Below are 26639 nucleotides of genomic sequence, written 5' to 3'. Positions count from 1 at the left end.
ACAATTCACAAATATCTGCTGGTGTCAAGCTGTTTAAACACGACATAGAAAGTACAAAATGTATAGAGGGACTCCAATTCTAGAATAATCAGGCAGGACGGTCAGAAAATGAGCAATTTAGGTGTTAGTTACCTTTTATGGGCAGCTTGTTTTTTCGGCCCCTTCGGACTCCACCGCCTCTACAACGGCAAGATTGGTAGTGGTTTGCTGTGGCTGTTTACCTTTGGTTTGTTTGGGTTTGGGCAATTGTTTGACTTGCTGCTGCTGCCGAACATGGTGGACGAACACAATGCCAGTCTCAGGGGCAAACTCGGCGTATCTCGCGAAGGTATACCGCTATATCCCAGCAGCGGGGCGATCGCCGCGACATACCCCAAGCAAACTCCAGACCAGTTAGGGGTTAAACTCCTGAAGGCAGCTTATACCAAGAACGGAAGATTATCTGTCACCCAAGGGGTGATGGCAACCGGCGCTACTTTTGCCGAAGTGGAAGAGGCTTTCACGGCAATGCTCAAAACCGGTTATGTGAGTATCGAGAACGATGCCGTAACTGGCGTTGTGATCTACCACTTTCACGAACTTTAGCTGCTGCGGGTGCGTTACCTAGGGGATTTGGTCGATTTTTCCCGAAGCTAATCGCTGACGCACCCTACTACTGGATATTACTTACCGAGCAGTTATTGCCGTTTTTCGAGTAAGCATTGCCGGCAAAATCGGCTAGAATGTTTGTTTGTCTATATAAGCAAGCAGAAAGTATTTAGCGTCATGGCAGTCCCTAAGAAGAAAACCTCCAAATCCAAGAAGAATATGCGTAAGGCCACATGGAAGCGCAAAGCTGTAGTGGCAGCTCAGAAAGCTCTGTCTCTGGGCAAATCTGTTCTGACTGGACGTTCCAACAGCTTCGTGTATCCCGGCAATGAAGAAGAGGAGGAAGAATAGAAACGGAATACCGGGCATGGGGCGAACCCGATGCCCGATCGATCAATCCTTTTTTGCTGTTGGTAAAATCAGCATGGCATCGCCAAAGGAATAAAAGCGGTACTGTTGCTCGATCGCTTCTCGGTACAAATCCAACAGCCGAGGCCTTCCAATCATCGCACTTATCATCATCATCAAAGTAGAGCGGGGCAAGTGAAAATTGGTAATCATCCCCTCTACAACCCGCCACTTGTAGCCCGGGTAGATAAACAAATTGGTCGCGCCACAAAAAGGCTGCAAGGAAAAATCGCCGCTCGCGGCTGCCGCTCCCTCTAAAGCTCGCACTGCTGTTGTACCCACGGCAATGATCCGCCCGCCTCGGGCTTTAGTTTCGCGGATTTTCTCGACGGTGGCGGGGGTTACTTCCACCCATTCGCCGTGCATTTTGTGAGCCGTCACGTCTGCTACCTCCACCGGGCGAAACGTCCCTACTCCGACGTGTAAGGTGACAAAAGTTTTTTCGATTCCCCGCTGTTCCAAGCGGCTGAACAATTCTTCGGTGAAGTGCAGGCCTGCTGTGGGGGCAGCCACCGCCCCAAGCCGATCGGCATAAACAGTCTGGTACTGTTCCGCTGAAGCTTGGGAATTGTCGATGTAGGGCGGCAGGGGTACGTGGCCGTATTCGTCCAAAAACTTCACCAGATTCTCATCTGTGGGGATGTCAAACTCCAGCAGCCGTCCCCCTGTTGCGTCGTCCCTCTCTATAACTGTTGCAGTCAATCGACGACGATCGGGCATCGTGGCATCGGGAAGGCAACAGCAAGGAGCTGTGGTCGAGTCCTCACAGGCAGGGGCGATGGGATCAAACTCAATTTTTGCTCCCAACTTTAAGCGTTTCCCCGGTTTAACCAAAGCCAGCCAACAGTTGTGCTGCCGTTCTTCCATCAACAATATCTCAACAGCCGGGCCGTTCGGTTTGTGCCCGTAGAGCCTCGCTGGCAGCACGCGGGTGTTGTTGAGTACCAACAAGTCTCCCGGTTGCAGCAAATCGGGTAAATCCCTAAAAATCCGGTGTTGGTGGCTGCTGGGAGAATCTACAGCCAGCAAGCGAGAACTGTCCCTCGGCACTACGGGATTTTGGGCAATGCGCGAGGGCGGAAGTTCGTAGTCGTAGCCGTCCAAAGACCAGTCAAGCTCTGTCATCAAGTGAATTCCTGTGCGATCGATCTGTCAACTGGGTAACAAATTGGGTAAAAACCCCCATCCAAAGTCGGGTGCTTTTCCCCTTGTGGCAGCGGGTATAGCCCGCCATGATAGAGGTGTAGCATCAGCTTTGCTCATAAGGATCGTTATGGAATACCTCTACTACATCGCCAATACTAGCCTTACTCTGAGAGTCGTGGATTACCTACGCACGGCTCATCATCTTCCCTTGCAATTTATCACTGTTATTCACCAAATTGACGGATGGGTGGTAAAGGTGAAAATGAGCCAATATTTAACTCCAGAAATGCACGGGGATTTTCGGGCTTTTATGAACGAACTCGGGATTCCTTACGATCCTGAAATTCGCTTGCAAATGGCGCTTTGGAGTTTGGAAACCGGACAATCGCCCCTGAGCGTGATGCGCCGCTACCAGGTGGCAGTGGTTTGTCACGGCTGCCCTGACCGTAAGGAAATTGAAGCGTTTCGCCAGCAGTTTGTCAAGGGTCTGGGATATTGCCCGGAAACTCTCGCCTAGATTGCTACGCATATACATTAACTGTGATGACAGAACAGGAGAGCGAGAGAATGGGAAAGCGGGAGAAGATTTAACGCTTTTTTCAGCTCCGTTAAAGCTCAAGAGAGAAATGCGCGACAGCCTAGGCAAGTTAACAATTAAAAATTACCTAGTGCCATTGCTTTGAGATTTTACCCTCTAAATTTTAATTATATACTTTTAAATGCTAAAAGCCGAGCGAATGTATTCTTGCAGGGTGAGTCGGTAGTTTCCGGCAACGGCGGATTGAGAGTTCGCTGCTGTTAATGGTGGTAATATTTGTTTAGTGTTTGGTAGTGAAGATTCGCACCTGACTAAGGCGACATCAAAGCGACAAGAATTATTTGCTAAATCTGGGTGAGTGCTTAAAAATATTTCGGCTGTCTGCCACAGTTTGGCTTGTTTTGTTGTGCTAACAGCTAGCATTCCACCAGCATCCCAATTTCCCCGGCGGCGAGTTTTCACCTCTACAAATGCTAATGTTTGGGAATGGTGATTGGGAAGAACTTGGTTTTTTGCGCTTTCTTCATCTCTTCCGAGTGCGATGATGTCAATCTCTCCCCAGCGACAGTGCCACTGCCGGTGCAGGATTTCCCAACCTTGCTGCTGCAACCACTCGGCGACTAAGTTTTCTCCCAATGTGCCGATATCCCTAGAGTTTGGGGATTGGGGGGAATTGGAGTCAGCGGTGGCGAGCGGGCGATTCCCTACGGGATAGCTACGCTTGACGCGCTTTCTGGTAGAATTCAATTCTGAACTGTCACGACTGCCCATTAGCTTGAACTTGTATGATGATTTCTCGGATTCGCCAACATATTTATACTTTCTTGCTGAGTTTTGTTATTTTAGCAGTAATTGCCGCTGGGGCGATCGGCATTAATCCCGCACCTGCTTTCGCTTTGGATCACGACAAAGAAATCCTAGTCGGGGCTGATTTTAGTGGACAAGTTCTGACTGACGACAGTTTTAATAAAGCTAATCTTCGCAACAGCAATTTTACTAATGCAGATTTGCGGGGTGTCAGCTTTTTTGCGGCCAATATGGAAGAGGCAAATTTTGAAGGCGCTAATTTCACGGGTGCTACTTTAGATTTAGCTCGCATGATGAAAGCAAATTTAACTAATGCTATCCTTGAGGGTGCTTTCGCTTACAATACCAGACTCGAAGGAGCAGTCATTGACGGTGCTGATTTTACAGAGACACTGCTGCGAGATGATATGATAGAAAAACTTTGTAAAGTGGCAAAAGGTACTAATCCGGTGACGGGTAGAGATACTCGCGAAACTCTTTTTTGCGACTATTAAAAGGCTCGTTGAATAAAGGAATAAATTCCTTACTACAAACAGGTTTGTAGTAAGGAATAAATTCCTTATCTCAGTTAAAAAAATGTAACCGCAGGCAAGCTTCCAATCTCTATCGAACGAGTCATCCCCAATCTAAAATCTAAAATATAAAAGGATATTAGCCCCAAGGTACGGAGGTTAAATCGTAAAAATTAACTTGACGCAGCCTCTCTAATTCCTTGAGCCATTCTTGTTCGGCACAGAATTGTTTGTGATATTCTATAGCCTCTTCGCCACTGCTAGCGCTCTTGGCTTTTTCCCACATATTGAGTGCAATTCGGCGGCGCTTCATGCTGATAATTTGCTCGATACAGGCGAGGGCCGATCTAATTACTAGAGGGGCGCGATAAACGTTTCTTTCCGAGAACTCATTTAAGTGAAATAAATGCGAGATTTGATTGAGTTGATTTGGATATTCTATGAAGCTATCTTGCAATTTCAATATTAACTCAGAAGGCGCTACTTGTAAAGACATTTTGTGCAATATTTCGGCATTCACAATCTGATGCCACAAAAATCTGTGGTGAGAAAGGCTAAACTGCACGTCTCTAGCTTCTATTGCTTCTCTAACATCTTGGCGGTATTCGGGACAGTGCAAATAAATCTGCAATAATTGCGCTTCTGCTTCTTCTAAAAGACTGCGGGCTACAGCAGATAAGCTGGATTTTGAGTTGTTGTTTTCGCCGCTTGCCCGCTGCTTTTTATATTGTTTGTTCGGCTTCAGCTTGTTTCTAATTAACAGGGGCATTGTTAAAGATTCGTCTTGACTTTGCCGCTTTGCCCAATCGCTGACTACTTGATTGAGCAAGTTTTCAGCAATCATTTTTGTGAGTCTAAAATCTCCTTTACTGAGAAGTTCGGCGCACTTTTGCAGGTAATGTGCTAGCTGATTGTCGTCAGTGATATTGGTTAATAAATTAATGATTTTTTTGGTGACTTGCTGGGAAGTATCGGCTTGCTTCAAATCTTGATTGACGAGCATTTGTTGCAGTTGCCAGTCGATCCACAACGGAGCATTTTCGAGCAATTCTCGATATTGTTCTGGGGAGTACGTTTTGAGGTATTCGTCGGCATCTTTGCCGTCGGGAATGTTGAGTACCCGCAGTTGCACTTCTCCTTGATAAGCGAGTTTTTCTATTTCTCCAATTGCGCGTTCTGCTGCTTGAGTTCCTGCTTTGTCGGCGTCGAAGTTGAGGATAATTTGTTTGGAGTCAGTGTACCGCAATAACTGCCGCACTTGGTTTAAACTTAAGGCGGTGCCGAGGGAAGCGACGGCGTTGGAGATGCCGGCGGCGTGAAGTGCGATCGCATCAAAATACCCCTCTACAACCACTGCGCGATCGGCTTTGCTAATGGCTGTTTTCGCTGTATCTAAGGCGAATAAAGTTTTGCCTTTGTCGAACAGTTCTGTTTCGGGAGAATTGAGGTATTTCGGCTGTTCGTCGCCGAGGGCTCTGCCGCCGAAACCGATGACTCTGCCTTGGGTGTCGCGAATGGGAATCATAATGCGATTGCGGAAGCGATCGTAATAACCGCTGCCGCCATTTTTTCGGGGTACAATTAATCCAGCTTGTTCGACTAATTGCGCCGGATAGTTTTTCTGTTCTACCAAATAACTGTAAAGTGCTTCCCAACCTTGGGGTGCATAACCTAATTGAAATTGTTGGATAGTTTCTTCGCTTAGCTGGCGCTCTGATTTGAGATATGCTAAGGGTTCTTCTCCTTGGGTTTGCCGCAAAGCGTGTTCGTAAAAGTTGGCTGTTAGTGCTGAAATTTCATAGAGTTGTTCCCGCAGAGAAATTTGCCGCTGCAATTCTTGTCGGTGTTCTGGTTCGACAGTTTTGACGGGAACTTGATAATTTTTAGCTAATTCTAATACTACTTCGCTGAAAGGGCGTTTCTCCAATTCCATGAGAAACTTAAAAGCATTGCCGCCTGCACCGCAGCCGAAACAATAATACATTTGTTTGCCGGGACTGACTGTAAAGCTGGGAGATTTTTCGTCGTGAAAAGGACACAAACCTACGAATTCTTTCCCGCGTTTACGCAACACGACGCGACCGGAAATAACGTCTACTATGTCGGCTCTTTGTTTAACTTCTTCGATTGTTTCGGGATGCAGCCGGGGAACTTGCATAGGGCTATTTTAGGCAAATTGAAAGTATTGGAGAAGGAAAGCACTACACGGATGAGGACACGGATACACGGATGAATTATCTACTCTGAGTGATTTCTCATGAGATTCAAAATCCCAGCCTCCTTAAAAAGGTGAAATAATCAGTGTCAAAGTCCCTCTTTTTAAGGGGGATTTAGGGGGATGTCCGGGGATAGAAAACACGCCCTAGGGCATAACTTTATTGTAAGATATTTACACTAACTGTAAGGAGCATCGAAAATAATGCGAATTTTAATGATGGGCGGTACTCGGTTTATCGGGGTTTATCTTACTAAGATTTTAGCAGCACAAGGGCATGAAGTGGTGTTGTTTAACCGGGGCAACAAGCCTGTACCGGTTCCGGGCGTAAAACAGATTCAGGGCGATCGCACAAATGTTGAACAACTGCAAGAAAAGTTATCGACGGTCGAGTTTGACGCTGTTTTTGACAACAACGGCCGCGAACTCAGCGATACAAAGCCTTTAGCTGAAATATTTAAAGGGCGGGTGCAGCACTTTGTTTACATGAGCTCTGCGGGGGTTTATTTGAAATCGGATCAAATGCCTCATATTGAAGGGGACGCTACCGATCCTAAAAGCCGGCACTTGGGTAAATGCGAAACCGAAAATTACTTGGCCACATCGGGTTTGCCTTGGACTTCGATTCGCCCGACTTACATTTACGGCCCCCAAAATTATAACGATTTAGAGGCTTGGTTTTTCGATCGCATTGTACGCGATCGACGGATTCCGATTCCCGGTAACGGCATGCACTTCACGCAGTTGGGGCACTGTCAGGATTTGGCTAAAGCAATGGCGGCGGTTTTGGGCAACGAAAGGGCGATCGGGCAAATTTACAACGTTTCGGGCGATCGATTTGTCACCTTTGACGGTTTAGCCCGCGCCTGCATTCAAGCCGCAGGCAAATCCCCTGATGCTATTAAGATTGTACACTACGATCCGAAACAATTTGACTTCGGCAAAAAGAAAGCTTTTCCGATGAGATTGCAGCACTTTTTCGCTTCAGTTAATAAAGCTGTCACCGAGCTTAACTGGCAGCCGGAATTTGACTTAGTTTCGGGGCTAAAAGATTCATTCCAGAATGATTATCTAATTTCGGGACGGGACAAAGCCGAGATAGATTTTTCAGTAGATGACGAAATCTTGAAAGCCGTTTAAAGTAAAATTAAAGTATGGTGTGCCGCGCGCACCATACCAATCTCAAGGGAGAAAAATAGCATGAGATTTATCAATCCCAAAATTAGATTTGCCTTCACAAAAATATTTGGTTCCGCCCAAAATACGGATATTCTGATTAGTTTTTTGAATGCTATCCTTTATGAAGGGCAACCCATAATTGAAAGGTTAGAGATAATCGACCCTTATGTTGTCCTCAAAATAGTCGGAGCAAAAGATAGCTACTTAGATGTTATAGCAAAACTTAACAACGGCACGTCTGTAATTATTGAAATCCAAGTTCTATACGTGGAGACATTGGCTAAGCTAGTTTTGTACAATAGCGCAAAAACTTATGGAACTCAATTAATGAGAGGAGAATTGTACAAAGGATTTCAACCTGTAATTTCTTTGATGATAGCAGAATTTGAAATGTTTGATAATTGTCAAGATGTTACTTACCGATTTATTTTTCAAGAAAAAACTCACCTGTTTGATTATCCCTACAATCAGATTGAGTTGGTTTTTGTGGAGTTGCCAAAATTCAAGAAGGAATTGGAGCCACTAGAAAATATTAAAGATAAGTGGATTTACTTTCTCAAACATTGTGGTATTTTAGAAGAAATTCCAGCAAAAATGAGTGAAATTCCGCAAATTCGGAGAGCTTTTGAAATGGCTAATGAGGTTAATTTGACTTCTGAGGAATCTGATACGTTACAGAAGCAAGAGTTTTTTGTGCAAGATATGCAAAGTTTGGTCGAGGAAGCCAGAGAAGAAGGCCGAGAAGAAGCCAGACAAGAAGGCAGACAAGAAGGCAGACAAGAAGGACAAGTAGGGTTAATTATGCGCTTGCTGAGTCGCCGTTTAGGTCAAATAAACCCCGATATTGAAAGCCGCATTCGCCAATTGCCGATCGACAAATTAGAGAATCTTGCAGAAGCCATGTTAGATTTTTCTGATGCCGAAGATTTAACAGCTTGGTTGGAAGCTAATTCTCCAAAAGACTAGGAATATTAGGTAAATCTCATGCTTGGAATAACACTCGGCAATCGCTACAGTATTATCCGTCACTTGGGAGGCGGCGGATTTGCTCAAACTTATTTAGCTGAAGATAAGCAGCTACCAGGCAATCACCTCTGCGTCGTCAAGCAGCTTAAACCTCACGCAACCGATCCCGAAACTCTAAAGGTAGCAAGACGTTTATTCGATACGGAAGCACAAGTTTTGTACAAGTTGGGAAATCACGATCGCATTCCCCGACTTTTTGCTTTTTTTGAAGAGAACCAAGAGTTTTACCTAGTTCAAGAATTTATAGAAGGTCACGATTTAAGTCAAGAAATTACGCCCGCTTCTCCTGGGAATGCGGGAGTCATGCAGGAAGATCAAGTTATTTGTATATTGCAAGAACTTCTGGAAATTTTAGATTTTGTACACCAGCAAAATGTCATTCACCGCGATGTAAATCCCCGCAATATCCTCCGCCGAGATAGAGACGGAAAATTAGTTTTAATTGACTTCGGCGCAGTCAAAGAAATTACTACTCAAATCACCACTCCTCAGCCCAAGAATAGCTTGAGTGTCAGCATTGGTACTCCCGGTTATATGCCCAGCGAACAAGCTCACGGCAACCCGAAACTCAGCAGCGATATCTATGCCGCAGGTGCGATCGCAATTCAGTTCCTCACTGGCATAAATCCTCACCAAATGCCAAAAAACCCCGATACAGAGGAAATTATTTGGCAGGACAAAACATCAGTCAGTCCTGAATTTGCGGAGATTTTAGATAAGATGGTAAAGTACGATTTTCGCCAGCGTTATTCTAGTGCCGGCGAAACGCTGCAAGCTATTAAAGAATTGAAAGATTCTTTCAGCGGTACAGTTCCTGTATTGCCTCCGGTTGCTGCTGCGAATAAGCCTGTAAAACACCGCAAAAAACTGTATTTAAAAATATTGTCGATCGCCAGTTTAATTGGCATCAGTATTATAGCATCTATTTATGGTGTAAATAGTTTGAATTCGGCTAATGCAACTGACCTGTACAACCGAGGCAATACTCTTTACAATTTAAGCCGATTTGAAGAAGCTCTGGCAGCTTACGAGCGAGCAATAACTCTCCGGCCGGACTACGCGGAAGTTTGGCAGGAAAAAGCCAAAACTTTGTACGAATTGAAAAAATATCGAGAATCGCAGTCAGCTTATGATAAAGCCATAGAATTAAAGCCGGAATACTTGGAAGCTTGGACGGGACGCGGTTATGCTTTGGATAAGTTGCAACAGTCTCAAGAGGCGATCGCATCTTTTGATAACGCTTTGAAAATCCAGCCCGACTATGCCGCAGCGTGGGAAGGCAGAGGCGATACTCTGTTAGATTCGCAGCGGTACGAAGAAGCGCTCGTCTCCTACGAAAAAGCTGTAAAATTTCAGCCCAATTTGTACCGTGCCTGGTACAATCGGGGACAAGCTCACCAAAAATTAAAACAGTACGATCGAGCCGTAGAATCCTATCAAAAAGCAGTTGAAATTAAATTCGATAATTATGAAGCTTGGTACAATTTAGGCAATGTTTTCTTAGAATTAAACAAAAACCAAGAAGCTTTTGAAGCCTACGAAAAAGCCGTGCGGTTTCAGCCAAATTTTTATCAAGGGTGGTACAGTAAAGGCATCGCTTTGCTGAAAATGCGGAGGCATGAACAAGCGGTAGAAGCTTACGAAAAAGCGGTTAAATTAAAACCGGATTATTATCAAGCGTGGTATAACTTAGGCTGGTCTTACCACGAATTGCGGAGGTATGAACAAGCAATTGAGTGTTACAGCAGAGCCTTAGATTTAAACCCGAAAGAGTATCAAGCGTGGTACAATAGAGGAAATGCTCAGTCCAATTTAAAGCGGTACGAAGATGCGCTAGTATCTTACAATGAAGCTGTCTATGTCAAGCCTGACTACTCGGAAGCCTGGTACAGCCACGGCAATGCGCTTGTGGCGGTAAAAAGATACGAAGATGCGATCGCATCCTATGACAAAGCAATTCGCTACAAACCAGATTACGGAGCGGCAATAGAAGCAAAAAAGCGGGCAGAAAGTCAGCTAGGAAGCAGCCCGCTAGAATCCCAACCACAACAATAATTGTTATTAGTTCCCTTAAGCGGACTTTGTTTGACAAGAAGCAATTTGAATTGCCAAGTTTTATCTTTTAGCGAACAGCGGGAGCAATTACGGTAACTCGGCGGCTGTCTACTAACATCGGCCAAAAACCTCGATCGCTCAATGTTTTTACTGCAGCAGTAGCGGCGTTTTGATCCGTTGTATAAGCGACGAATAAAAAGGGACGCTGACCGTAGGAAGCTAAGCCTACTTGCGTGCCTAATGCTTGCCTGACTTGGGCGGCTAATTCCGGTTGGTTGAAGTAATCTACTAACACTGCATAACCAGGGCCCAGGGGTTGGGGATTGAAGGCAAGATTGCCCGTTGAAGGATTGGTTATTGGTTCAGAATCCGGCGCTGGCTGAGGGTTGTAGACTGGCAAATTTTGGGGTAGCGCGGCTGCGGGCGATCGTACTACGTAAGCTTGCAATCCGACAACATCTTCGATGTATTTAACCCAATCGCTGGCAATTTGGGAGTCGCGAAAGCCACCAACTCGCGTCACCGTGTCATTGATGTACCGACAAACTGTGTTGTTAGTATTTCCAGGGAAAGAGCGTTTTGCTCTTTCTTGCTGTTCAGGTGTTGGGGTGACAATTAACAGTAGATATTCATCGGGCTGAGGCGGTTGGCAGCTCGACTGAGCTTTAACAGAACTCGATAAAATTGTCAATACCAAAAGGGCGGTTGAAGTAGCAGAAAATAGGGGGAGAGACAAAATAAATTTGTACAATTTACCCCTAATTGTTGTTAGTTGTTTTGTCGGATATTTGGCTATTTTAGTCATGCTGTCTGTAGGGATGCGAGGGCATCGGGAATAGTTGGTGATGGTGCTGGAAATTCACCTGTCAGTACATATTCTAATCGCAGTTTCAACCAGGTGATGAAGACTGGATCGGTAGAAATAATAGCGGCGGCTGGCTGAGGGCATTTTGCTTTAACTTCTGCCATTATCGGTGCTTCTAGGAAAGCGGGCTGTTTGACTAACCAGAAGTCTATTTCTTTTTCTTGTTCGTTGTAGTTGCGAGTTCTTTCTTTAAACACTTCATCTAGGGCTTCTTCTTCTAGCAAAAAGCGTTGGCTGGCTAAAACGTAGTAGTAGGTTTGCATTTTTCTCGGTTGTTAGGGGTTGACGGTTTGCGGTTAATGCCGCCTGTACCAGTCAGTTTTGCTGGTCAAGGGCGGGTTTGCCGAGGTGCGGCAGTTCGAGAGTGCTAGACTCTTGTGCCGTTTACTTTACCTTATTTGCTGTCATCTTGGGTAGATGCAGAGCAAGTCGCTTCAGAAAAATCTTTGGTGGTGAGAGTTGGGGGAGTTGTGAGAGTTGCGAGAGTGGCTGGTTTTTTGGGGATTTGGGCGATTATTTTTCGGGCTGGTGATTTTCTGGAAAATTTAGGTGACAATAGGAAATTAGATGGAATTGCAGGTTGAATAATTACCAATTATTGAGGCAATCTGGGGGCTGTTAAACCTGATTGGGAGTGGTTTGCATATGAAAAGTTGTTGGAGTTCGATCGCGACTGGTATTGCTTGGTGTCTGGCTTGGGGCGATCGACGCAAACCTCAATTTGAGATGGGCGTGTTGCAGGAAATGCGACGGGCTTTGAATTCTGGGGAGGAAGTTCCGGAGGATGTGAGGGAAATTGTCGATCGGGTTCGGGAACTTCTGAATATTCCCGACAAGATTCCCAAAGCAGAGTTTCCCGAAACAATTACTGATTTGCAAAATAAATACCCGAACTTGTGGAATCAAACCGGGCAAATTGGCTTAGTTTACGGCGGTGCAACTAAGATTAAGCAGTATGTTTTTGACGAGGCGAAACTCCCAGATATTCGCGGTGCATCTGCACTTCTAGATCGGATAAACTTAGTTGATTTGCCTGCTTTTTTTAACAAAACTCCTGAATCCAAACGTTACAATGTTCACTTCCAAAAAGTAAGAAAATGGCTGGAGGAAAACTTTCCATGCGAACCCAAGCTTGGCGAACCCAAGCTTTCAGAAGCTTTGATTCCTGAAATGATTGTTTATTCTACTGGCGGAAATATCTTAGCTTTCTGCCCAGCAGCTTTTGTGAATGACTTAACTGATGCCATTGAAAAACGCTATTCCTTTGAAACCATAACTGCTAATTCATGCGCGGTTGGAGATACGTTTAAGCTTTTAGAAATTCGATTTGGTTTGCTGCGAGACGCGATAGAACAAACCTTTTGGCTCGAGCGATACCGCCAAGAATATAAAAATCCCGTGGTAGAGGCTTATTTTGGCAAGCTGGATAAACAGCCAAACGAACCCTGTATTGCTGACCCATCTTGTGTGGAAGAGGCCTTTGCAAATCGCAAGAGTTTTAATGAATTAACTACTAAATTGGCTGTGCTTTTTAATCAGCGACGGAGTGGCAATAAATTTGAAAATCGGCCCAGCCGTCGCTACCCGCCGATCTTGGAAACGCACCCTTATTTACAAAGGGATGAGGCCGATCGCCGATCGGCGATTACTCGGGCTACCGACAATCCCGACAATTCCAATCAAAAAGGTCTTCCGGGCAATCCTTGGTTTTCTGAGGTTTCTGCGCGCAAACGCAAAGCGGGCGATCGGGCTAAGCAGGGAAAAATAAAGGAAACTCATTGGTACACAGAATGGCATCCTGATGTCATTGAAGGTTGGGTGGACAAGTTTGAGGATTTCTTAAAAAAGCCTTCCGAAAAACTTAATAAATACTGCGGCAGTTACAACTACAACCTTGAAGACGTTGAAATAGCTCAATCTTTAACTCAGCTTGGCAGTGTGAGTAATGGCTTTGTAGCCTACATCTATGCTGATGGTAATAACATGGGTGGCTATATTCAAAAAATTACCACTCCCCAAAAATATCAAGAATTTAGCGATGATGTTGACAATGCTACTAGATATGCTGTTTTTCAAGCCTTAGCCGAGCATCTTCATCCTCGCCAACTTAAAGGAAATAACAAGTCAGAATCGACTCTTCCAGATGGCGCTTGGATTCATCCCTTTGAGATTATTACCATTGGTGGCGATGATATTATCTTGATTGTACCAGCAGATCGGGCATTGGCGATCGCCAAAACCATCGGAGAACAGTTTGAACAAATTTTGCTCAGACAAGTTCAGATACCCGGTGTGGAAATCAAAGGTGACTATCAAACTCAGCCATCAGAAAAACCTATCGATCTCAGTAAGTGTCACCGCTACTTAAGTCAAAATGCAGGAACTGCTAATTGTCAATTAAGTACATCGATCGGCGTGTTGATTGCGGACTATAAAACTCCGATTTACTACGCAAAAAAACTTTACGAACAATTACTAAAATCCGCCAAAAAACGTGCTAAAGATTTAAAAGACCGCGGATACTGTGGAGGTACAGTGGATTTTTTTGTGATGAAATCTGTAACTGCGATCGCCTCCAGCATTGAGGACTTCCGCAAAGAAGCATTAACCAAAGAAAGTCCTCAAAAACTTAAGCTATACGCCGCACCTTACACTTTGCACGAAATTGGGGGATTGATAGAGTCTGTCAAAGCGCTGAAAAAGGCTGAATTTCCGAAATCGCAACTCTACCAAATTCGCAGTTTCCTAGAACAAGGAAAACAAACAACCATCCTCAATTACCGCTATTTCCGAACCAGACTCAAGCAGGGAAAGAAAGAATTAAGACAAGAATTTGAAGAAGCTTGGTGCAAAGCTAAAACTAATGAAGGCAATGTTGCACCTTGGATGTTCGATTTAAAAGAGGGAGTTTATGAAACCATCTGGCGGGAACTTTTGGATATTTACGATTTCATTGAATTAGAAGATGCCGAGTTGATTTCCGAAGAATTGGTAGAGACGGAGGTTGAATCATGATTGTTGTCAGGACGCTATCAAGCTCAATTAACACTTACACAGTTACTGCAGTAATTGATACAGCTTTGTGTGTAGGCGCGGGCGGTTCCTCCGCTTCCATTGCAGATAAGCCAATTGTCCGCAATGCAGAAGGAAACTTGTTAATTCCCGGTTCTCAAATCAAAGGTCGCCTCCGCCACGAATGCGAGAAAATTGCTAGAGGTTTGGGTTGGGAGATTTGCGAGTCTCCTAGTCCGGGAAAAATGGTAATCCGCAGAGAAAATGCACCGGATAAATTTAAGCGCCGCGAATACGAAGTATCGGGATATGATGAGACTTATCACTGTTTAATAAGTCAAATTTTCGGCGATCCTGTTTTGCCATCCCGGGTAATTTTTGACGATTTGATTTGTACGGAAGACCCGGAAAATTTGGCAGATTTTCTACGTCCGGGGGTGACAGTGAATCGCCGTCGCCGCACCGCAGAAGAGAAAAAACTCTACTTTTTGGAGACTTCTCCACCTAATGTTTCACTAAAGTTTGAAGGTCAAATTCATCTGTTGCCAAATTGCCCCAGCTACGCCAAACCTTTGATGTTGGCTGGTTTCAAACACATTCACGCACTGGGTGGAAGTAAATCGGCTGGTTTGGGATGGCTGAGTTGGGAAAATTTACCGCAGTTTGAAGGGACTGAAGCAGATTGGGATTTTCTAGCGAGGGGAAGGAAAAATGCAGCGAATTGAACTGGAAATTAAGGCTTTGTCTGCTTTGGCGATCGCCCGTCAGAAAGCGGGCGGTTCGATTGGCGAAGCTGTAGACTATATTCCCGGTACGGTGATTCGGGGTGCTGTGGCTGCTCAGATTTTGGATCTATCGAATGGGCGATCGGCTGATTTGACCGAAAATGGCGGCGATTTTCAAGCTTTATTCTTGAGTGACAATGCAGCAATTTTCCAAAATGCTTATCCTTCTGCATTACAAATAAAAAAACACCCGGTTCCTCAATCCAGGATTAAAGAAATTAGAGTTTTACCTGCAACTGCACTCAGTTCTAAAAATAAGCCTGGTTTCACGTCTGAAAATAAGATTGGTTCCCAACCTAAAACTCATGGTGTTTTTGATAGTTTAATCGATCGCTTTTGTGCCGAAGCTTATGGATATCCTTACGATCCGAATTGCCCGGAAGACGGAGGGAGAGTCGATCCTGCTGGCATTAGTTTTTACTGTGTAGTTGAAAATAAATATTACAGCCTAAGCGTTAAAAAGCGTCTGTTAACGCGAGTTGGGATTAATCGCCGCAGAGGTACATCGGAGGAAGAAATACTTTACAGTCTGGAAGTTTTGAATGAATCTCAGGAGAACAAACAAAATCCTGTTTACTATCGAGGTGCGATTTTAGTCGAGGAGGAGGATTTAGCAGAATCTTTGCGGGATTTTATTCAGCAGCGTCATCAAAACTTTCGGTTGGGCGGTTCGACTTCCAGAGGATTAGGAAAAGTTGAAATAAACACAAAAAAGCCTGTTGATGCTAAAACAGATGTGAGAGATCGCATCGCTGAATTCAATCAAAAGCTAGAATGGCGATGGCATAAATGGGGAGTTTTTGGCAATCCTATCAAAGAGTTACCAGCAAATCGAACTTACTTCACTCTCGACTTGCAATCCGATGCTATACTGACTGAAAATTGGCGGCGTACCACTGTAATATCCGAAAAGATGTTGCACCAGTTTGCAGGGATTGAAGATAAAGCTGACTCTTTGCATTTGGAGGCGGCTTACAGCAGTTATGATTTTCTGTCTGGTTGGAATGCGGGCTGGGGCTTGATGAAAGATGTCGAGCTAATCACGAATAAAGGAGGAGTGTATTTATTTAGCACGACTCGACCAGATATTTGGATCGATAAACTAGGAGAGTTAGAAGAAAAAGGAGTGGGCGATCGAACTTGCGAAGGTTTCGGACAAATTCAAATTTGCAACGAGTTTCACCTTATATTTCGGGAGAATCGAGTATGAGTATAACAACCGAACAAAAAGTTGAGTTACAAGTACAAAGAGCTATTCGCCAATCAGAAGATGATTTAGTAATTTGGATTCAGGATGCTTTAGATAACACCAAATATGGCGATTTAGAAGAATCTCAATTTCGCAATTTAGTGCGTGTAGCTGACACAACAGATAGTGCAGAAGCTATTAAAAACTTTATCCGATATCAAGTAGGAAGGGATAAAAAATGGGGAAGGGGGAAAGAATCTTTAGCTGAAAGGCTAATTCAAGATATTGATGGTAACATCAAAAAAACTGCCGAAATCATTGCAGAATGTTCGCAAATAGATTTTAAGCCGATTTGGCTAGAACTGATTCGCCGTTATTTGGGTTACGGTTCTCGTCACCTCAAGTATCTGCGAGATGGGCAAAACCTCTAACTATCTACAACAGTATTCCATAAATTAATAGGATATTTTGAAATGGTTAAGACAGTTATATGTTCTGTAGGTATCAGCGCTGCAAGAAAAATTTCAGGAGTTAAACCACGGGAGCTAACTAATTGGGTTAGACAGCAACAAAATATGGAATGTGCTGCTGAAACAATATTTTCTACTTTCCGTGATATCCGTCCAGAAGGAGAAAGCTTGAAGAACGACTTATCAGCGGAAATTCATTCTCTTGTTCGGATTGGGATTACCAATCAGGATAGAATAATTTTGCTTGCTTCAAGTACGGACGACGGATATTGCTGCGCTCTTGCGGTTGAGAAATATCTCAAACATCATTGGGAGGGTATATATGCCAAAGCAGAATCAGTTCCGGGGCTTCAAGTTATAGATCCCGATCTTTTCCGAACAACAGGAGTAGTTGAATTTGTACAGCGCATTATTAAAGAAGTTAATAGCTATGAGGCAAGTAATATTATTCTGAATCCGACAGGAGGATACAAAGCACTGGTTCCTTATACAGTTTTACTGGGGATGTTGAAAGGAGTTAAGTGTGATTATATTTTTGAACAGTCAACTACAGTTATAGAATTACCTCCACTTCCTGTAGAATTTAAGCGATCGCAATTTGAAGCTTATAAAGATTTACTTGAAAAGATTGAGCGTGAGACAGCAATTCCTCAAGCAGAATGGGAAAATAGTGTCCCTTATCCTGAAAGAGCAGCGTTTGAACCGCTAATTGAGTTTTCCCAGGAAGGAGTAACTATTTCGGGTGTAGGTTTCTTGTTTCTTGAGGAAATGCGTAAGCCTTCAGTTTTAGTTCCCTTTCTTTCTCAAAAGGCTATCAGAGATTGTTTTGATAATTTGGCACAACTACAACAGTGCGATCCATTTGCTTTTTTGTTGAAGGCTGCTAGTTCCAAAGATAGTTTTCAACAATATGAACATATTAACGTTGGGAATGGGTTGCGCTGGCTCAAGCCTGGTAGAACGACCGATCGCTATTTAGTATCTGTGGAAGGTTGGCGTATGCTGGTGTGGAGAGCAATCCGCGAAGACCAGGAAGGAGCGCAATATGCACGTAATATTAATGTCAATCCTGCTACTGATCGGCGATCGTATGCCCCTTTCATGCGTATGGAATTTGTAAATTAATTAATGATGGTGAATTATGTTTGACACTTTCAAAAATAGACTGGAAATCACAGGAATCCTCACAACAGTAACGGCATTACGGATTAGTGCTGGACGTTCCACAGAACCGATCGGCTCCGATTTACCAGTAATCAAAGATGCTTTGAAGCGACCTTTGATTCCCGGTTCGAGTTTTAAAGGGGCTTTACGATCGCGCCTCGAAAGCTTCCTCCGAGGAATTTTAGGAAGCGATCGCAAGCTGGTAGCAAATCCAGCTATTGAGAATGAATGGTCACTGACAGCTAATGAGCTTAAAAGCATTAAAGAGTGCGATTTAAAGCAATTATTAGCTGTCTATCTTTTAATGGAGGAAGACGAATTCAAGAATTTAGCTGTAGTGAATATAGTTGAGGAAGTTAAGAACAATAGATTTCCATTTATCCAAGAACTAGATTTAGAAAAAATAGTGACATTACATTCGGTGAAAAAGAATGATGAATTCAGGAATTTTTCTTTAAGAGACTTAGTGCAGGTAGTAACAAATCAAACATTACTGTCTGAAGACCAACTCAATTCGTTGAAGCAAAAATATACCTATGACTTTGCTTTAACAGCAGTGACCCTACAACAAACAGATATGGTATCCCACTTATTTGGTTCTCCCTGGATGGCCAGCAAATTCCAAGTCCGCGATTTAACCGTACAACCCGATGCGTGGTTCGGACAATATCAAGAACGAGATGGAGTAGCCATTGACAGAGACACAGAAACCGCCGCAGATGGCAAACTCTACGACTACCAAGTTGTCCCCGCCGCAACTCCCTTTGATTTTAAAGCAGTAGTTGAAAATGCTCAGGATTGGGAATTGGGTTTATTAATGATTGGTTTGCATCAATTTGAAACCGAACAAATACCCCTAGGAGGCGGGCGATCGCGCGGTTTAGGAGTGGTTAAACTAGAAATTGATAAGATGCGCTGGGTTGATGTCGAAGACCATCCCGAATTTTTGTTAGAATACTTAAAAAAGTTAGTGATGGGAGATGAAACGGCTTATGAAGATGCGGCCGATTATAAAGATGAGTGGGTACAAAAGCTGATCGATCGACTGAACAATAACATTTCTCAATCATCCCCTACTCAAACAGCTCAAGGGTAAAACTAAATATTGCATAAAGGAGGTTCCTATGGGTTTCAGCAGTTATAAAGATATCGGTGAAGTTCTCAAAGAGTTTCAGATTACTTATACTGAAGCTAATTTCATGGGAGAAACTGAATTTAATATCCCTGAGTATTTTAGGGAAGACTTAGCATTTATGATGCGGGAAGCAGTTGTGGACAATTCAGAGTTTGCTGTGTGCGAAAATTTGATATATCCAGTCATCAAAGAAGTCTGGAAATCTTATTATAGTAAGTTTGTTCTCTGGAGCCATAGATCTCTTACCTACGACCTGAATCTGTCTGGTTTTCCTGAATATATTTTGGCTAAACGCTCTCCTTTGGGAAAATTCGTGTTTGAAAAACCTTATTTTCTGTTAGTTGAGGCTAAGCAAGATAAATTCGACGAAGGGTGGGCGCAGTGTTTAGCTGAGATGATTGCAGCACAGCGGTTAAATGGCGATTTGCAGGTAACAATATTTGGGATTGTTTCTAATGGAAAAGGATGGGAGTTTGGCAAACTTGAAAATCAGAATTTTATGCACAATCAAGCTTTCTACACTATTCAGGAAATCGATCGCCTATTTGCTCTTGTCAACTATGTTTTTCAGCAATGCGAAATTCAGCTTGATGAGTTAGTAGCTGCTTAATTTCTAACTATCTCTTAATTTACTCACTCATGCACAAACGATTTGTCAATCATTGCACGATCGCCCTCACTATAATTCCCGACGGCCCAATTCTCATCAAATCTGGTAAAGAAGGAGCCGATCCAACTAAACCGGATATGGAATTTGTCGAGACTTACCATGCAGGAGGGAAGTCAATTTATCTACCGGGAAGCAGTTTAAAAGGTGCTATTCGCGCTCATGCGGAGAGAATTGTCAGAACCCTAGGAAGAGATAGCAATCCTAACGATCCGAAAGTTCTCTGGGCTAACGATCCATTGAATGACAAGCATGATTACTTGAAAGATAAATCATCCAGCGATATTTACAAGTTCTCTTCTTTTACCGATCGCCTTTTCGGCAACACTTCAATTGCTAGCAGACTTAGAATAGAAGATGCTCACCCAATTGATAAAAAACAGCTCAAAATTCAAGAACGCAATGGAGTTGCGATCGATCGCGTTTTCGGTTCCGTAGCCGTTGGCCCCTTTAACTACCAAGTCTGCACCGCCGGAGAATTTCGCACTAAAATACATCTCAAAAACTTTTCCTTAGCACAATTAGGCTTAATTGGCTTAGTTTTGCGAGACTTAAATGATGGTTGGTTTGGGATCGGTTTTGCTAAATCTCGCGGTTTGGGGACGGTGACAGTCAAATATAACGAAGCCGTAGTTCAATATCCCGGTTGTAAATTAGATCGAGATACTCGCCAAATTCAACAAATAGTCAAACCCGGTCGATGGGGACACGCTTTTTTGCTGGGTGCAGGAGAATTTTTAGATACTGAAGAAGCCGCAAATTATGGCTTTTCTAAACCCGATCGCGAACAAACCCCTATTGCTGCTGAACCGATGGATTTAGATTTTGGAGTGCAGCTAAAATGGCAAGGCGACGGTGAGACTGGTGTGCCCAATTTATTTAAATGTGCAGTTCAGGCTTGGAGTGAATTTTTAAGAGGGGCCGCAGCATGACAGGATATGTTGGTTTTAAACAAGTTTCATCATCAGCAGAACTTAAGAATTTGCTAGACAAATTAGCCACTGAGAAAAGTTATTATTTTGTGCGATCGCCCCACGCAGTCAGCGGCATTTGTATGAAATTGCCCGATGAGTTTTTCCCCGGTTTTGAAGGGCAAATGTTTAATGCCGATCGCGAATTGCGCTGGAAAAAGCAGGGAAGTGCATATCAAGCGTTAGTGCTGAGTCGAGTTGAAGCCGATTTAGAAGGATTTGAGCCGATCGATAAAGATTGCGAGTGGCAAATTTGCGCTCGCACGGCTTACTTTCACCCCCTTAACGAACCCAAATTCCCTAAAACTTTTGTCTATAAAGGAGAAAAGAATGAAAAGATTGTCTCTAACAATATTAGCATAGGTCAGCGATACTTTCAAGAAAAAAGAACTGCTACCGTTCATTTTGTCGCTCTCACAGTCAGGAGTATAAATGACTAATAATCCCCTGCCAAAACCCCGGCGTTCTACACCGCCGCCAAGTAGTCCAGTTTCTAATAATCCCGCTGAAACTGGAGAACCTAAACCTTATGAATTAATTAGTTTCCCCAAGGAACGACCGCCAAAAAAGCCTCCGGCCGGACATCACCAATATTTGGGCGATCGCCTGCACGGAACTTTGTTTCTAACTTTGAAAGTTCAGACTACTTTGCACGTCTCTACAGGGGTAGTTGTCATGGGTAGCGACATAGGCAGTCGCGTGCCTTTAATCAAAACAATGGTTCAAAATATTGACCAAAAGTTATCAATTCAAGGCAGTTCTCTCAAAGGCTGCATCCGGTCAGCATACGAAGCCATTACTAACAGCACCTTAGCAGTAATTACATCCAGATACAGAGATAAAATTCCGCAAGAACGCTTGCCATGTAAAAATAAACAAGAACTCTGTCCGGCAAGTCAAGTATTCGGTGCCTTAGATTGGCAAGGGCTAATTGAATTCAGCGATGCTAAATGCCAAAATACGGGCTTTGCTACGGGATTTATGCCATCTTTATATCGTCCCCGCCCCGATCAAAGACGAGCATATTTTGACGCAAGAGGCAACGTAGCAGGGCGCAAATTTTACTATCACACAATTCGGGCGATCGACAAAGGTCAAAATCAAGGAATTACCGTTCAGCAAGCGGCTAAAGAGTATACTTTCAAAACACAGATACAATTCAAAAACTTAACAGCAGCAGAGTTAGGAACGCTTTTGATTGTGTTGGGACAAGATCCAAAATATGCGATCGCCCTCAAGGTAGGCGGCGGGAAGCCGATCGGCATGGGAACGATGACTGTGGAGGTAACAGCAGCAAAGGTTTTGCAGAACAAGGGAGATTTGCGCGATCGCTATTCCTCCTACAAGCCTCCCGAATCTGACAGCATGGCTGGCACAAAATTGCAACAATTTATGCAAAAAAATATTCAAGCTGCTCATTCTAGCTTAGTGCAAGCAACTCAATTGCAACAACTAGCTGAAGTGTTGAAATATCCGACCGATCGCGAACCTCCAACAGGAATGTATTAAAGATGTCGAATACTGAATTAGTGAGAGAATCTTTGACGGAAAACCAGTGGGGAATTGCCCACGCGATCGCTCAAACTCTAGTTAAAGAACAAACCGATGTAAATGAATTGGGAAAGGCGATCGCCTATCTCCGCAATGCAGTTAATCAAAATCAAGCTGATGCCAATTCCCGGTTTTTCAAGTATCTTAAAACCCTAGTCGGTAATGGCAGACAAATCGGACACAGTGGCAAAACCACAGATTATTACCGCAGCATCGACAAAGCTTGTAGCGATTGTCTCAAAGGATTTCAAGGGGATGCTAGCACTTTGCTGCAAATTTTAGGTTGGGCATCTCGTTTGATGCGTTACTACAAAGAAGCGGGGCCGATTGGAGAAGTTGTGGCCCCAGTTGTAGAGTCAGCGAGACAAGTTGAAATTGCTAAGGCGATCGGCAGTCATGAGTTTGCAGTGGGTCAAATTGTCGAAGCAAAAGTTACTGCTGTAAAAGGAAACAAGGTGACATATGAAATTCTGGGAACTATCAGGCTAACTGAAAAAGAACCGAAAAAAGCCCAATCTATTTCTGAAGGACAAACGGTTAAGGTTGAAATTTTAGACCTTAAGGAGGATGGCAGTCCCAAAAAGGTAAAATACTCTGAGTGATAATTTTTTACCATACCGAGCGTGTTCAGAGTGTAATATATAGTGTAATATGAAAAGTAAGGCTCACATTTTAAACTGTGAGCCTTGTTTGTAAAATTTGATACTTTTTGGGAGCGAGCGACCTATGTACAGACTCAAAAAACCGGACTTACCTGAACCAACTCTTCAAGCCTCAGCTAGAGCAACTGAATCAATTCTTCAACCATCAGCTAGATCGTTTTTAAAGACAAGCGAGGAAGTAATGACAAAATACCCTGGTGACGAGCCGGAGCAGAATCTACGCCAGTCGGTTTTTACGGATCAGTTCAAAAAAGACCTGAAGTATTGGCAGAAGAAAGATCCCGAAAAGTTAAAGCGTATCCGCAAGTTAATTGAGGATATCCAGCATCATCCATTTGAGGGGATTGGAAAACCAGAGCATCTTAAGTATATGGGCGCTGATGTGTGGTCTCGTCGTATCAACGACAAGCATCGTATCGTTTATTTCGTCAGCCCTGACCAAATTGATTTTCTGCAAGCTCGATTTCATTACACAAACAACTAAAAACTGAACCTGTGATGCAAGCACAAAGCTTGTTGTAGATTCTACTCTCCTGGAGTCAGTAGCAATCACGCTCCAGGAGACACCTCTAGTAGCCCGTAAAGCCTACATAGTATTTTGACTTCACTCGCTTTAATGGAGGTCATGGAATTACTAGGAAACTTAGGAAATGTTAACCTACAAAACTTACAAACAGGCTCAATCCAATCTAGATCAACTCTGCAACCAAGTTGTTGAGAGCCAGAATGTGGTTATTCTCGAAAGAGAGGATGGTAAGAACGTTGCGCTCATTGCTGCTGATGAGTTAAGCAGCATGGAAGAAACTATCTACTTACTTAGCTCACCTGCTAATGCAGCTTGTCTATATGCTGCCTTAGACCAAGCTAAAGCTCGCACTGTTAAACCTCAAACCATTGATGAACTGTTTGAGGAGTTGGAAAGCGATAGTCATGACTTTGCAGTTGGTGAAATTTTGGAGGCCAAGGTAACACGCATAAAAGGGAATAAAGTGACTTATGAAATTTTGGGGAGTGTCAAAATCACAAAGAATGAACCCAAAAAAGCTAGAGATATTTCTGAAGGACAAACAGTTAAGGTTGAGATTGTTGATATTGCAGAAGACGGCACCATCAACAAGGTTAAATGTGTAAGCTGAAACAACGATATCTACAAGTAATAGCTGTCTAATGGTTGATATCAGAACAAAGCCTTTTAGTGTATTACGAGAGCGGATGACGCCAGAGTGAAGGGCAAAGATTGAAACGCGAGTTCAACTCGCCTTACTCCATCTTACCCTTTTGGAACTTCAAAAGTCGTTGGGGTACACAGAGGAAGATATAGAAAAAGACATCAACGCTGTTGATTCTACTTTTTCTGATTTGGAGAACCTAGATGCTCTTCAAGTATCTGCCCTCTCTCGCTACATCCAAGCTATTGGTGGGAGTCTAAAATTAGTAGCTAGTTTTCCTGACAAGGAAATCGTTCTTGCTCAGTTCGAGTAAGTAATACTCAATAGTATCGACAACAAAAAAGAGTTCGGGAGATTATCATCATCCGGCTCTTTTTTGCAGAGAAGGGCTTGACTTTTATCAAAATGACAGCTATTCTTTAGAAGACTGGAGAGTGAAAATTTTCCAAAGACTTCAACAAGTCTTTCAACTTACCCCGCAAGGGGATGGAAACACGCCTCTAGTATGGTGATTGAACAGTTGATTCAGTTTTCACCTCTTCCCCGCAAGGGGACTTTAATCGATCGACCTAATTGCTTCCCACACTTTTTCAGACGCGCGATCGCCCTTTCCGAATCCATTCCGTCAAGGGCGATCGCAATTTTTTATGTTTTATATTGATAAGAATTCCAAATATTAGGCAACCGACACAATGGAAGTGTCTGGCTAAATAAATAATTGCCGATCGCACCCCCACTCCCATCCGCTCCCCGTCATCCCCCGATTTGTGGCATTCTATATCTGAAAACCTCACAAAACACCGCATGAAGGAGGGCAGCAAGTACCAGTCGCTCTTAGATTATCTGCGCGAAAATCGCCATCTCGACGAAGTAACCCTCAACTTCGCCGAAATAGAGGCATTGCTAAACGACGCACTCCCCCCTTCCGCACGCACTCAGCAAGCTTGGTGGAGCAACCGCAAAAAGGGCGCTCTGCAAGCTACCGCTTGGATGGAGGCAGGATATCGGGTGGAAACTGTCGATCTGGACTCACAACGGGTAACTTTTCGCAAGTTAATTCCGAAAATTCAGGTTCGGCAGGCGGGCGATGGCGTGCAGTGGAATGGCGAACTCATCAAGGCTTTGCGTCTCCATATGGGGTTGACACAAGCAAAATTTGCACAACACATAGGCGTGCGACAGGCTACAGTCAGCGATTGGGAGAACGGGCAATTGCCTGCTCGTTCCACATCAAAACATTTGGATTTGATAGCCGAGATGGCAGGATTCAAATACAGAGAGGAATCTGAAAATTCGGATTAGACTATTGACATATTAAAGGTAGACGTATATATTGTCAATATGGCAGTTTAGATAGGCGATCGTCAAGTGCGATCGCGCCAAAAAACAAAGCCCCCAAAAACAAAAGCCAGCGCCGCAAATTGGGCACTGGCCGATTCAAAATTAAAAAATCACCTCTATGATACACCATTCTTTCACGCCTCGCCCGATTACGGAGCGAGAAAAACGAATCATTCAGCTTTACGCGGACTGTCAACTGGCGATGACTCCGCAGCAATTCTACGCAAAATGGGATGTCCCGCAAGAAGCTCTAGCTCTCATTTGCTGTCGATCGCTTTCTACTGTGCGTCGCTGGTTTACCAGGGGAGGCAAGCACCGCCATCCCCAACTGCACGACTTGCGTCACCTCGCCTTGATGAATTTTCTGTTAGAGCATTTTGAAGCGATTCCCCCAGAACTTCGGCAACAACTTTGCTTAGCCAATTCGTAATCTTGCATTTTTTCCCAGCCACCTGACCAAGTAGGTGGCTTTAATTTAGCCCGCTATAATTAAGCTGAAACATTTGTTGGGGATCTCGATATGCCTTTCAGTGCTTATAAAACGATCGCTGCCGTTCTCAAAGAATTTACAATCACTTATATTGAAGCAAATTTTATTGTTGAAAGTGCATTTAATATTCCTGACTACTTTCGAGAAGATTTAGAAATTGTCAGGCAAGATAATGTCGTCAACAACTCAGAATACGCTATTTGTGAATACATCATTGTGCCGATTTTAAAAGAAGTTTGGAAGCAATATCGCAAAAACTTCATTTTGTGGAGCCACCAAGCCTTAAACTGCGATGCTAATCTTAACGGATTTCCTGAATATATTTTAGCTCAAAAATCTCCTTTAGGTAAATTGGTATTCGATCGACCTTATTTTGTAATTATAGAAGCCAAACAAGATGATTTTGAGGCTGGATGGGCGCAATGTTTAGCCGAAGCGATCGCAGCTCAACGGCTTAATGACAAACCCGAACAAGATGTATTCGGCATTGTTTCCAACGGCAAATTATGGCAGTTTGGCAAACTCAAAACTAATGTTTTTACTCTCAACCAAAAATCTTATTTAATAGACGATTTAGACAAACTTTTTGCTGCCATAAATTATGTATTTCAACAGTGCGAATTACTGAGCAATTCAGATAAGTTGCAGTCATGATTGACAACAATAAGCGCTCGTTTACAGAAAATCACTTGAC

Annotated in this window: 31 protein-coding genes; 25 read left to right on the top strand and 6 right to left on the bottom strand. The window is 43.5% G+C overall.

What is annotated here, in order from left to right:
- Positions 1 to 108 precede the first annotated feature (108 nt).
- A complete protein-coding gene (locus tag QUB06_RS02555; protein WP_333350238.1) occupies positions 109 to 585 on the top strand; it encodes a TM2 domain-containing protein in 477 nt (158 codons plus the stop codon).
- Between the two features lie 180 nt (positions 586 to 765).
- The gene (gene rpmF, locus QUB06_RS02550; RefSeq protein ID WP_006632406.1) at positions 766 to 939 is read left to right on the top strand and encodes a 50S ribosomal protein L32; all 174 of its coding nucleotides are present in this window, start codon (positions 766 to 768) and stop codon (positions 937 to 939) included.
- Positions 940 to 981: 42 nt separating this feature from the next.
- Here rpmF and queA read toward each other — a convergent pair whose 3' ends face one another.
- The gene (queA, locus tag QUB06_RS02545; RefSeq protein WP_333433973.1) at positions 982 to 2121 is read right to left on the bottom strand and encodes a tRNA preQ1(34) S-adenosylmethionine ribosyltransferase-isomerase QueA; all 1140 of its coding nucleotides are present in this window, start codon (positions 2119 to 2121) and stop codon (positions 982 to 984) included.
- A 148-nt stretch (positions 2122 to 2269) separates the two neighbouring features.
- On the opposite strand from queA, the gene QUB06_RS02540 reads away from it, so the two are divergent.
- A complete protein-coding gene (locus QUB06_RS02540; protein ID WP_333057186.1) occupies positions 2270 to 2659 on the top strand; it encodes a hypothetical protein in 390 nt (129 codons plus the stop codon).
- A 198-nt stretch (positions 2660 to 2857) separates the two neighbouring features.
- Here the strand turns inward: QUB06_RS02540 and QUB06_RS02535 are convergent, their stop codons facing one another.
- The gene (locus tag QUB06_RS02535; RefSeq protein ID WP_333433972.1) at positions 2858 to 3451 is read right to left on the bottom strand and encodes a YraN family protein; all 594 of its coding nucleotides are present in this window, start codon (positions 3449 to 3451) and stop codon (positions 2858 to 2860) included.
- Between the two features lie 14 nt (positions 3452 to 3465).
- Here QUB06_RS02535 and QUB06_RS02530 point away from each other — a divergent pair, with 14 nt between their 5' ends.
- Positions 3466 to 3981, top strand: a complete 516-nt coding sequence (locus QUB06_RS02530) for a pentapeptide repeat-containing protein (protein ID WP_333199170.1) — start codon at positions 3466 to 3468, stop codon at positions 3979 to 3981.
- Positions 3982 to 4138: 157 nt separating this feature from the next.
- Here the strand turns inward: QUB06_RS02530 and dnaG are convergent, their stop codons facing one another.
- On the bottom strand, positions 4139 to 6157 hold the full coding sequence (gene dnaG / locus QUB06_RS02525; RefSeq protein WP_333433971.1) for a DNA primase: 2019 nt from the start codon (positions 6155 to 6157) through the stop codon (positions 4139 to 4141).
- A 261-nt stretch (positions 6158 to 6418) separates the two neighbouring features.
- Here dnaG and QUB06_RS02520 point away from each other — a divergent pair, with 261 nt between their 5' ends.
- Genes QUB06_RS02520 through QUB06_RS02510 form a run of 3 tightly spaced genes read left to right on the top strand, consistent with a single transcriptional unit; the run spans position 6419 to position 10474 of the window.
- The gene (locus tag QUB06_RS02520) at positions 6419 to 7354 is read left to right on the top strand and encodes an NAD-dependent epimerase/dehydratase family protein (RefSeq protein WP_333433970.1); all 936 of its coding nucleotides are present in this window, start codon (positions 6419 to 6421) and stop codon (positions 7352 to 7354) included.
- A 60-nt stretch (positions 7355 to 7414) separates the two neighbouring features.
- Positions 7415 to 8359, top strand: coding sequence for an Rpn family recombination-promoting nuclease/putative transposase (locus tag QUB06_RS02515; protein WP_333433969.1), 945 nt, complete (start codon positions 7415 to 7417; stop codon positions 8357 to 8359).
- An 18-nt stretch (positions 8360 to 8377) separates the two neighbouring features.
- Positions 8378 to 10474 (top strand): tetratricopeptide repeat protein, encoded by a 2097-nt coding sequence (locus QUB06_RS02510; protein WP_333433968.1) that lies wholly within the window; start codon positions 8378 to 8380, stop codon positions 10472 to 10474.
- Between the two features lie 67 nt (positions 10475 to 10541).
- Here QUB06_RS02510 and QUB06_RS02505 read toward each other — a convergent pair whose 3' ends face one another.
- Together QUB06_RS02505 and QUB06_RS02500 are read right to left on the bottom strand one after the other, a co-directional pair.
- Entirely contained in the window at positions 10542 to 11279 is a 738-nt protein-coding gene (locus QUB06_RS02505; RefSeq protein ID WP_333433967.1) for a hypothetical protein, read from the bottom strand.
- The gene (locus QUB06_RS02500) at positions 11276 to 11602 is read right to left on the bottom strand and encodes an MgPME-cyclase complex family protein (RefSeq protein ID WP_333106166.1); all 327 of its coding nucleotides are present in this window, start codon (positions 11600 to 11602) and stop codon (positions 11276 to 11278) included. The genes QUB06_RS02505 and QUB06_RS02500 overlap by 4 nt, the downstream gene beginning before the upstream one ends.
- Positions 11603 to 11716: 114 nt before the next feature.
- Between QUB06_RS02500 and QUB06_RS02495 the strand changes: the two genes are divergently transcribed.
- From QUB06_RS02495 to QUB06_RS02425, 15 genes are all read left to right on the top strand, one after another.
- Entirely contained in the window at positions 11717 to 11923 is a 207-nt protein-coding gene (locus QUB06_RS02495) for a hypothetical protein (protein WP_333433966.1), read from the top strand.
- Positions 11924 to 11984: 61 nt separating this feature from the next.
- Entirely contained in the window at positions 11985 to 14354 is a 2370-nt protein-coding gene (cas10, locus tag QUB06_RS02490) for a type III-B CRISPR-associated protein Cas10/Cmr2 (RefSeq protein ID WP_333433965.1), read from the top strand.
- On the top strand, positions 14351 to 15076 hold the full coding sequence (locus tag QUB06_RS02485) for an RAMP superfamily CRISPR-associated protein (protein WP_333433964.1): 726 nt from the start codon (positions 14351 to 14353) through the stop codon (positions 15074 to 15076). The genes cas10 and QUB06_RS02485 overlap by 4 nt, the downstream gene beginning before the upstream one ends.
- Positions 15063 to 16346, top strand: a complete 1284-nt coding sequence (gene csx10 / locus QUB06_RS02480) for a type III-D CRISPR-associated RAMP protein Csx10 (protein WP_333433963.1) — start codon at positions 15063 to 15065, stop codon at positions 16344 to 16346. Before QUB06_RS02485 ends, csx10 begins: the two co-directional genes overlap by 14 nt.
- On the top strand, positions 16343 to 16756 hold the full coding sequence (locus tag QUB06_RS02475) for a hypothetical protein (RefSeq protein WP_333433962.1): 414 nt from the start codon (positions 16343 to 16345) through the stop codon (positions 16754 to 16756). Before csx10 ends, QUB06_RS02475 begins: the two co-directional genes overlap by 4 nt.
- Before the next feature lie 42 nt (positions 16757 to 16798).
- On the top strand, positions 16799 to 17920 hold the full coding sequence (locus QUB06_RS02470; protein ID WP_333433961.1) for a putative CRISPR-associated protein: 1122 nt from the start codon (positions 16799 to 16801) through the stop codon (positions 17918 to 17920).
- Between the two features lie 16 nt (positions 17921 to 17936).
- Positions 17937 to 19055: a type III CRISPR-associated RAMP protein Csx7 gene (gene csx7, locus QUB06_RS02465; RefSeq protein WP_333433960.1), complete on the top strand. Its 1119-nt coding sequence runs from the start codon at positions 17937 to 17939 to the stop codon at positions 19053 to 19055.
- 28 nt (positions 19056 to 19083) lie between these two features.
- Entirely contained in the window at positions 19084 to 19704 is a 621-nt protein-coding gene (locus QUB06_RS02460; RefSeq protein ID WP_333433959.1) for a hypothetical protein, read from the top strand.
- Positions 19705 to 19733: 29 nt separating this feature from the next.
- Complete coding sequence (locus tag QUB06_RS02455) at positions 19734 to 20693, top strand: RAMP superfamily CRISPR-associated protein (RefSeq protein ID WP_333433958.1); 960 nt, start codon at positions 19734 to 19736, stop codon at positions 20691 to 20693.
- Positions 20690 to 21172, top strand: a complete 483-nt coding sequence (locus tag QUB06_RS02450; protein ID WP_333433957.1) for a hypothetical protein — start codon at positions 20690 to 20692, stop codon at positions 21170 to 21172. The genes QUB06_RS02455 and QUB06_RS02450 overlap by 4 nt, the downstream gene beginning before the upstream one ends.
- Positions 21165 to 22241 (top strand): RAMP superfamily CRISPR-associated protein, encoded by a 1077-nt coding sequence (locus QUB06_RS02445; RefSeq protein ID WP_333433956.1) that lies wholly within the window; start codon positions 21165 to 21167, stop codon positions 22239 to 22241. Before QUB06_RS02450 ends, QUB06_RS02445 begins: the two co-directional genes overlap by 8 nt.
- A 2-nt stretch (positions 22242 to 22243) precedes the next feature.
- Positions 22244 to 22885 (top strand): hypothetical protein, encoded by a 642-nt coding sequence (locus QUB06_RS02440; protein WP_333433955.1) that lies wholly within the window; start codon positions 22244 to 22246, stop codon positions 22883 to 22885.
- Between the two features lie 124 nt (positions 22886 to 23009).
- Positions 23010 to 23429 (top strand): Txe/YoeB family addiction module toxin, encoded by a 420-nt coding sequence (locus tag QUB06_RS02435; protein WP_333433954.1) that lies wholly within the window; start codon positions 23010 to 23012, stop codon positions 23427 to 23429.
- Positions 23430 to 23595: 166 nt separating this feature from the next.
- On the top strand, positions 23596 to 24081 hold the full coding sequence (locus QUB06_RS02430) for a type II toxin-antitoxin system Phd/YefM family antitoxin (protein WP_333433953.1): 486 nt from the start codon (positions 23596 to 23598) through the stop codon (positions 24079 to 24081).
- Between the two features lie 142 nt (positions 24082 to 24223).
- Positions 24224 to 24427 (top strand): hypothetical protein, encoded by a 204-nt coding sequence (locus QUB06_RS02425; RefSeq protein ID WP_333433952.1) that lies wholly within the window; start codon positions 24224 to 24226, stop codon positions 24425 to 24427.
- Positions 24428 to 24704: 277 nt separating this feature from the next.
- On the opposite strand, the gene QUB06_RS02420 is transcribed toward QUB06_RS02425, so the two are convergent.
- Complete coding sequence (locus QUB06_RS02420) at positions 24705 to 24908, bottom strand: hypothetical protein (RefSeq protein ID WP_333433951.1); 204 nt, start codon at positions 24906 to 24908, stop codon at positions 24705 to 24707.
- A gap of 10 nt (positions 24909 to 24918) precedes the next feature.
- Between QUB06_RS02420 and QUB06_RS02415 the strand changes: the two genes are divergently transcribed.
- From QUB06_RS02415 to QUB06_RS02405, 3 genes are all read left to right on the top strand, one after another.
- Positions 24919 to 25416, top strand: a complete 498-nt coding sequence (locus QUB06_RS02415; RefSeq protein ID WP_333433950.1) for a helix-turn-helix transcriptional regulator — start codon at positions 24919 to 24921, stop codon at positions 25414 to 25416.
- A gap of 157 nt (positions 25417 to 25573) precedes the next feature.
- Positions 25574 to 25885 carry a helix-turn-helix domain-containing protein gene (locus QUB06_RS02410; RefSeq protein ID WP_333433949.1) on the top strand — a complete coding sequence of 104 codons (312 nt, stop codon included), beginning with the start codon at positions 25574 to 25576 and terminating at the stop codon, positions 25883 to 25885.
- A 90-nt stretch (positions 25886 to 25975) separates the two neighbouring features.
- Positions 25976 to 26599: a hypothetical protein gene (locus tag QUB06_RS02405; RefSeq protein WP_333433948.1), complete on the top strand. Its 624-nt coding sequence runs from the start codon at positions 25976 to 25978 to the stop codon at positions 26597 to 26599.
- The last annotated feature ends 40 nt before the right edge of the window (positions 26600 to 26639 follow it).

The organism is Microcoleus sp. D2_18a_D3 (assembly GCF_036702455.1).
In the GTDB taxonomy this organism is placed as follows: domain Bacteria; phylum Cyanobacteriota; class Cyanobacteriia; order Cyanobacteriales; family Microcoleaceae; genus Microcoleus.
This window is presented reverse-complemented; position numbering and strand designations above follow the sequence as displayed.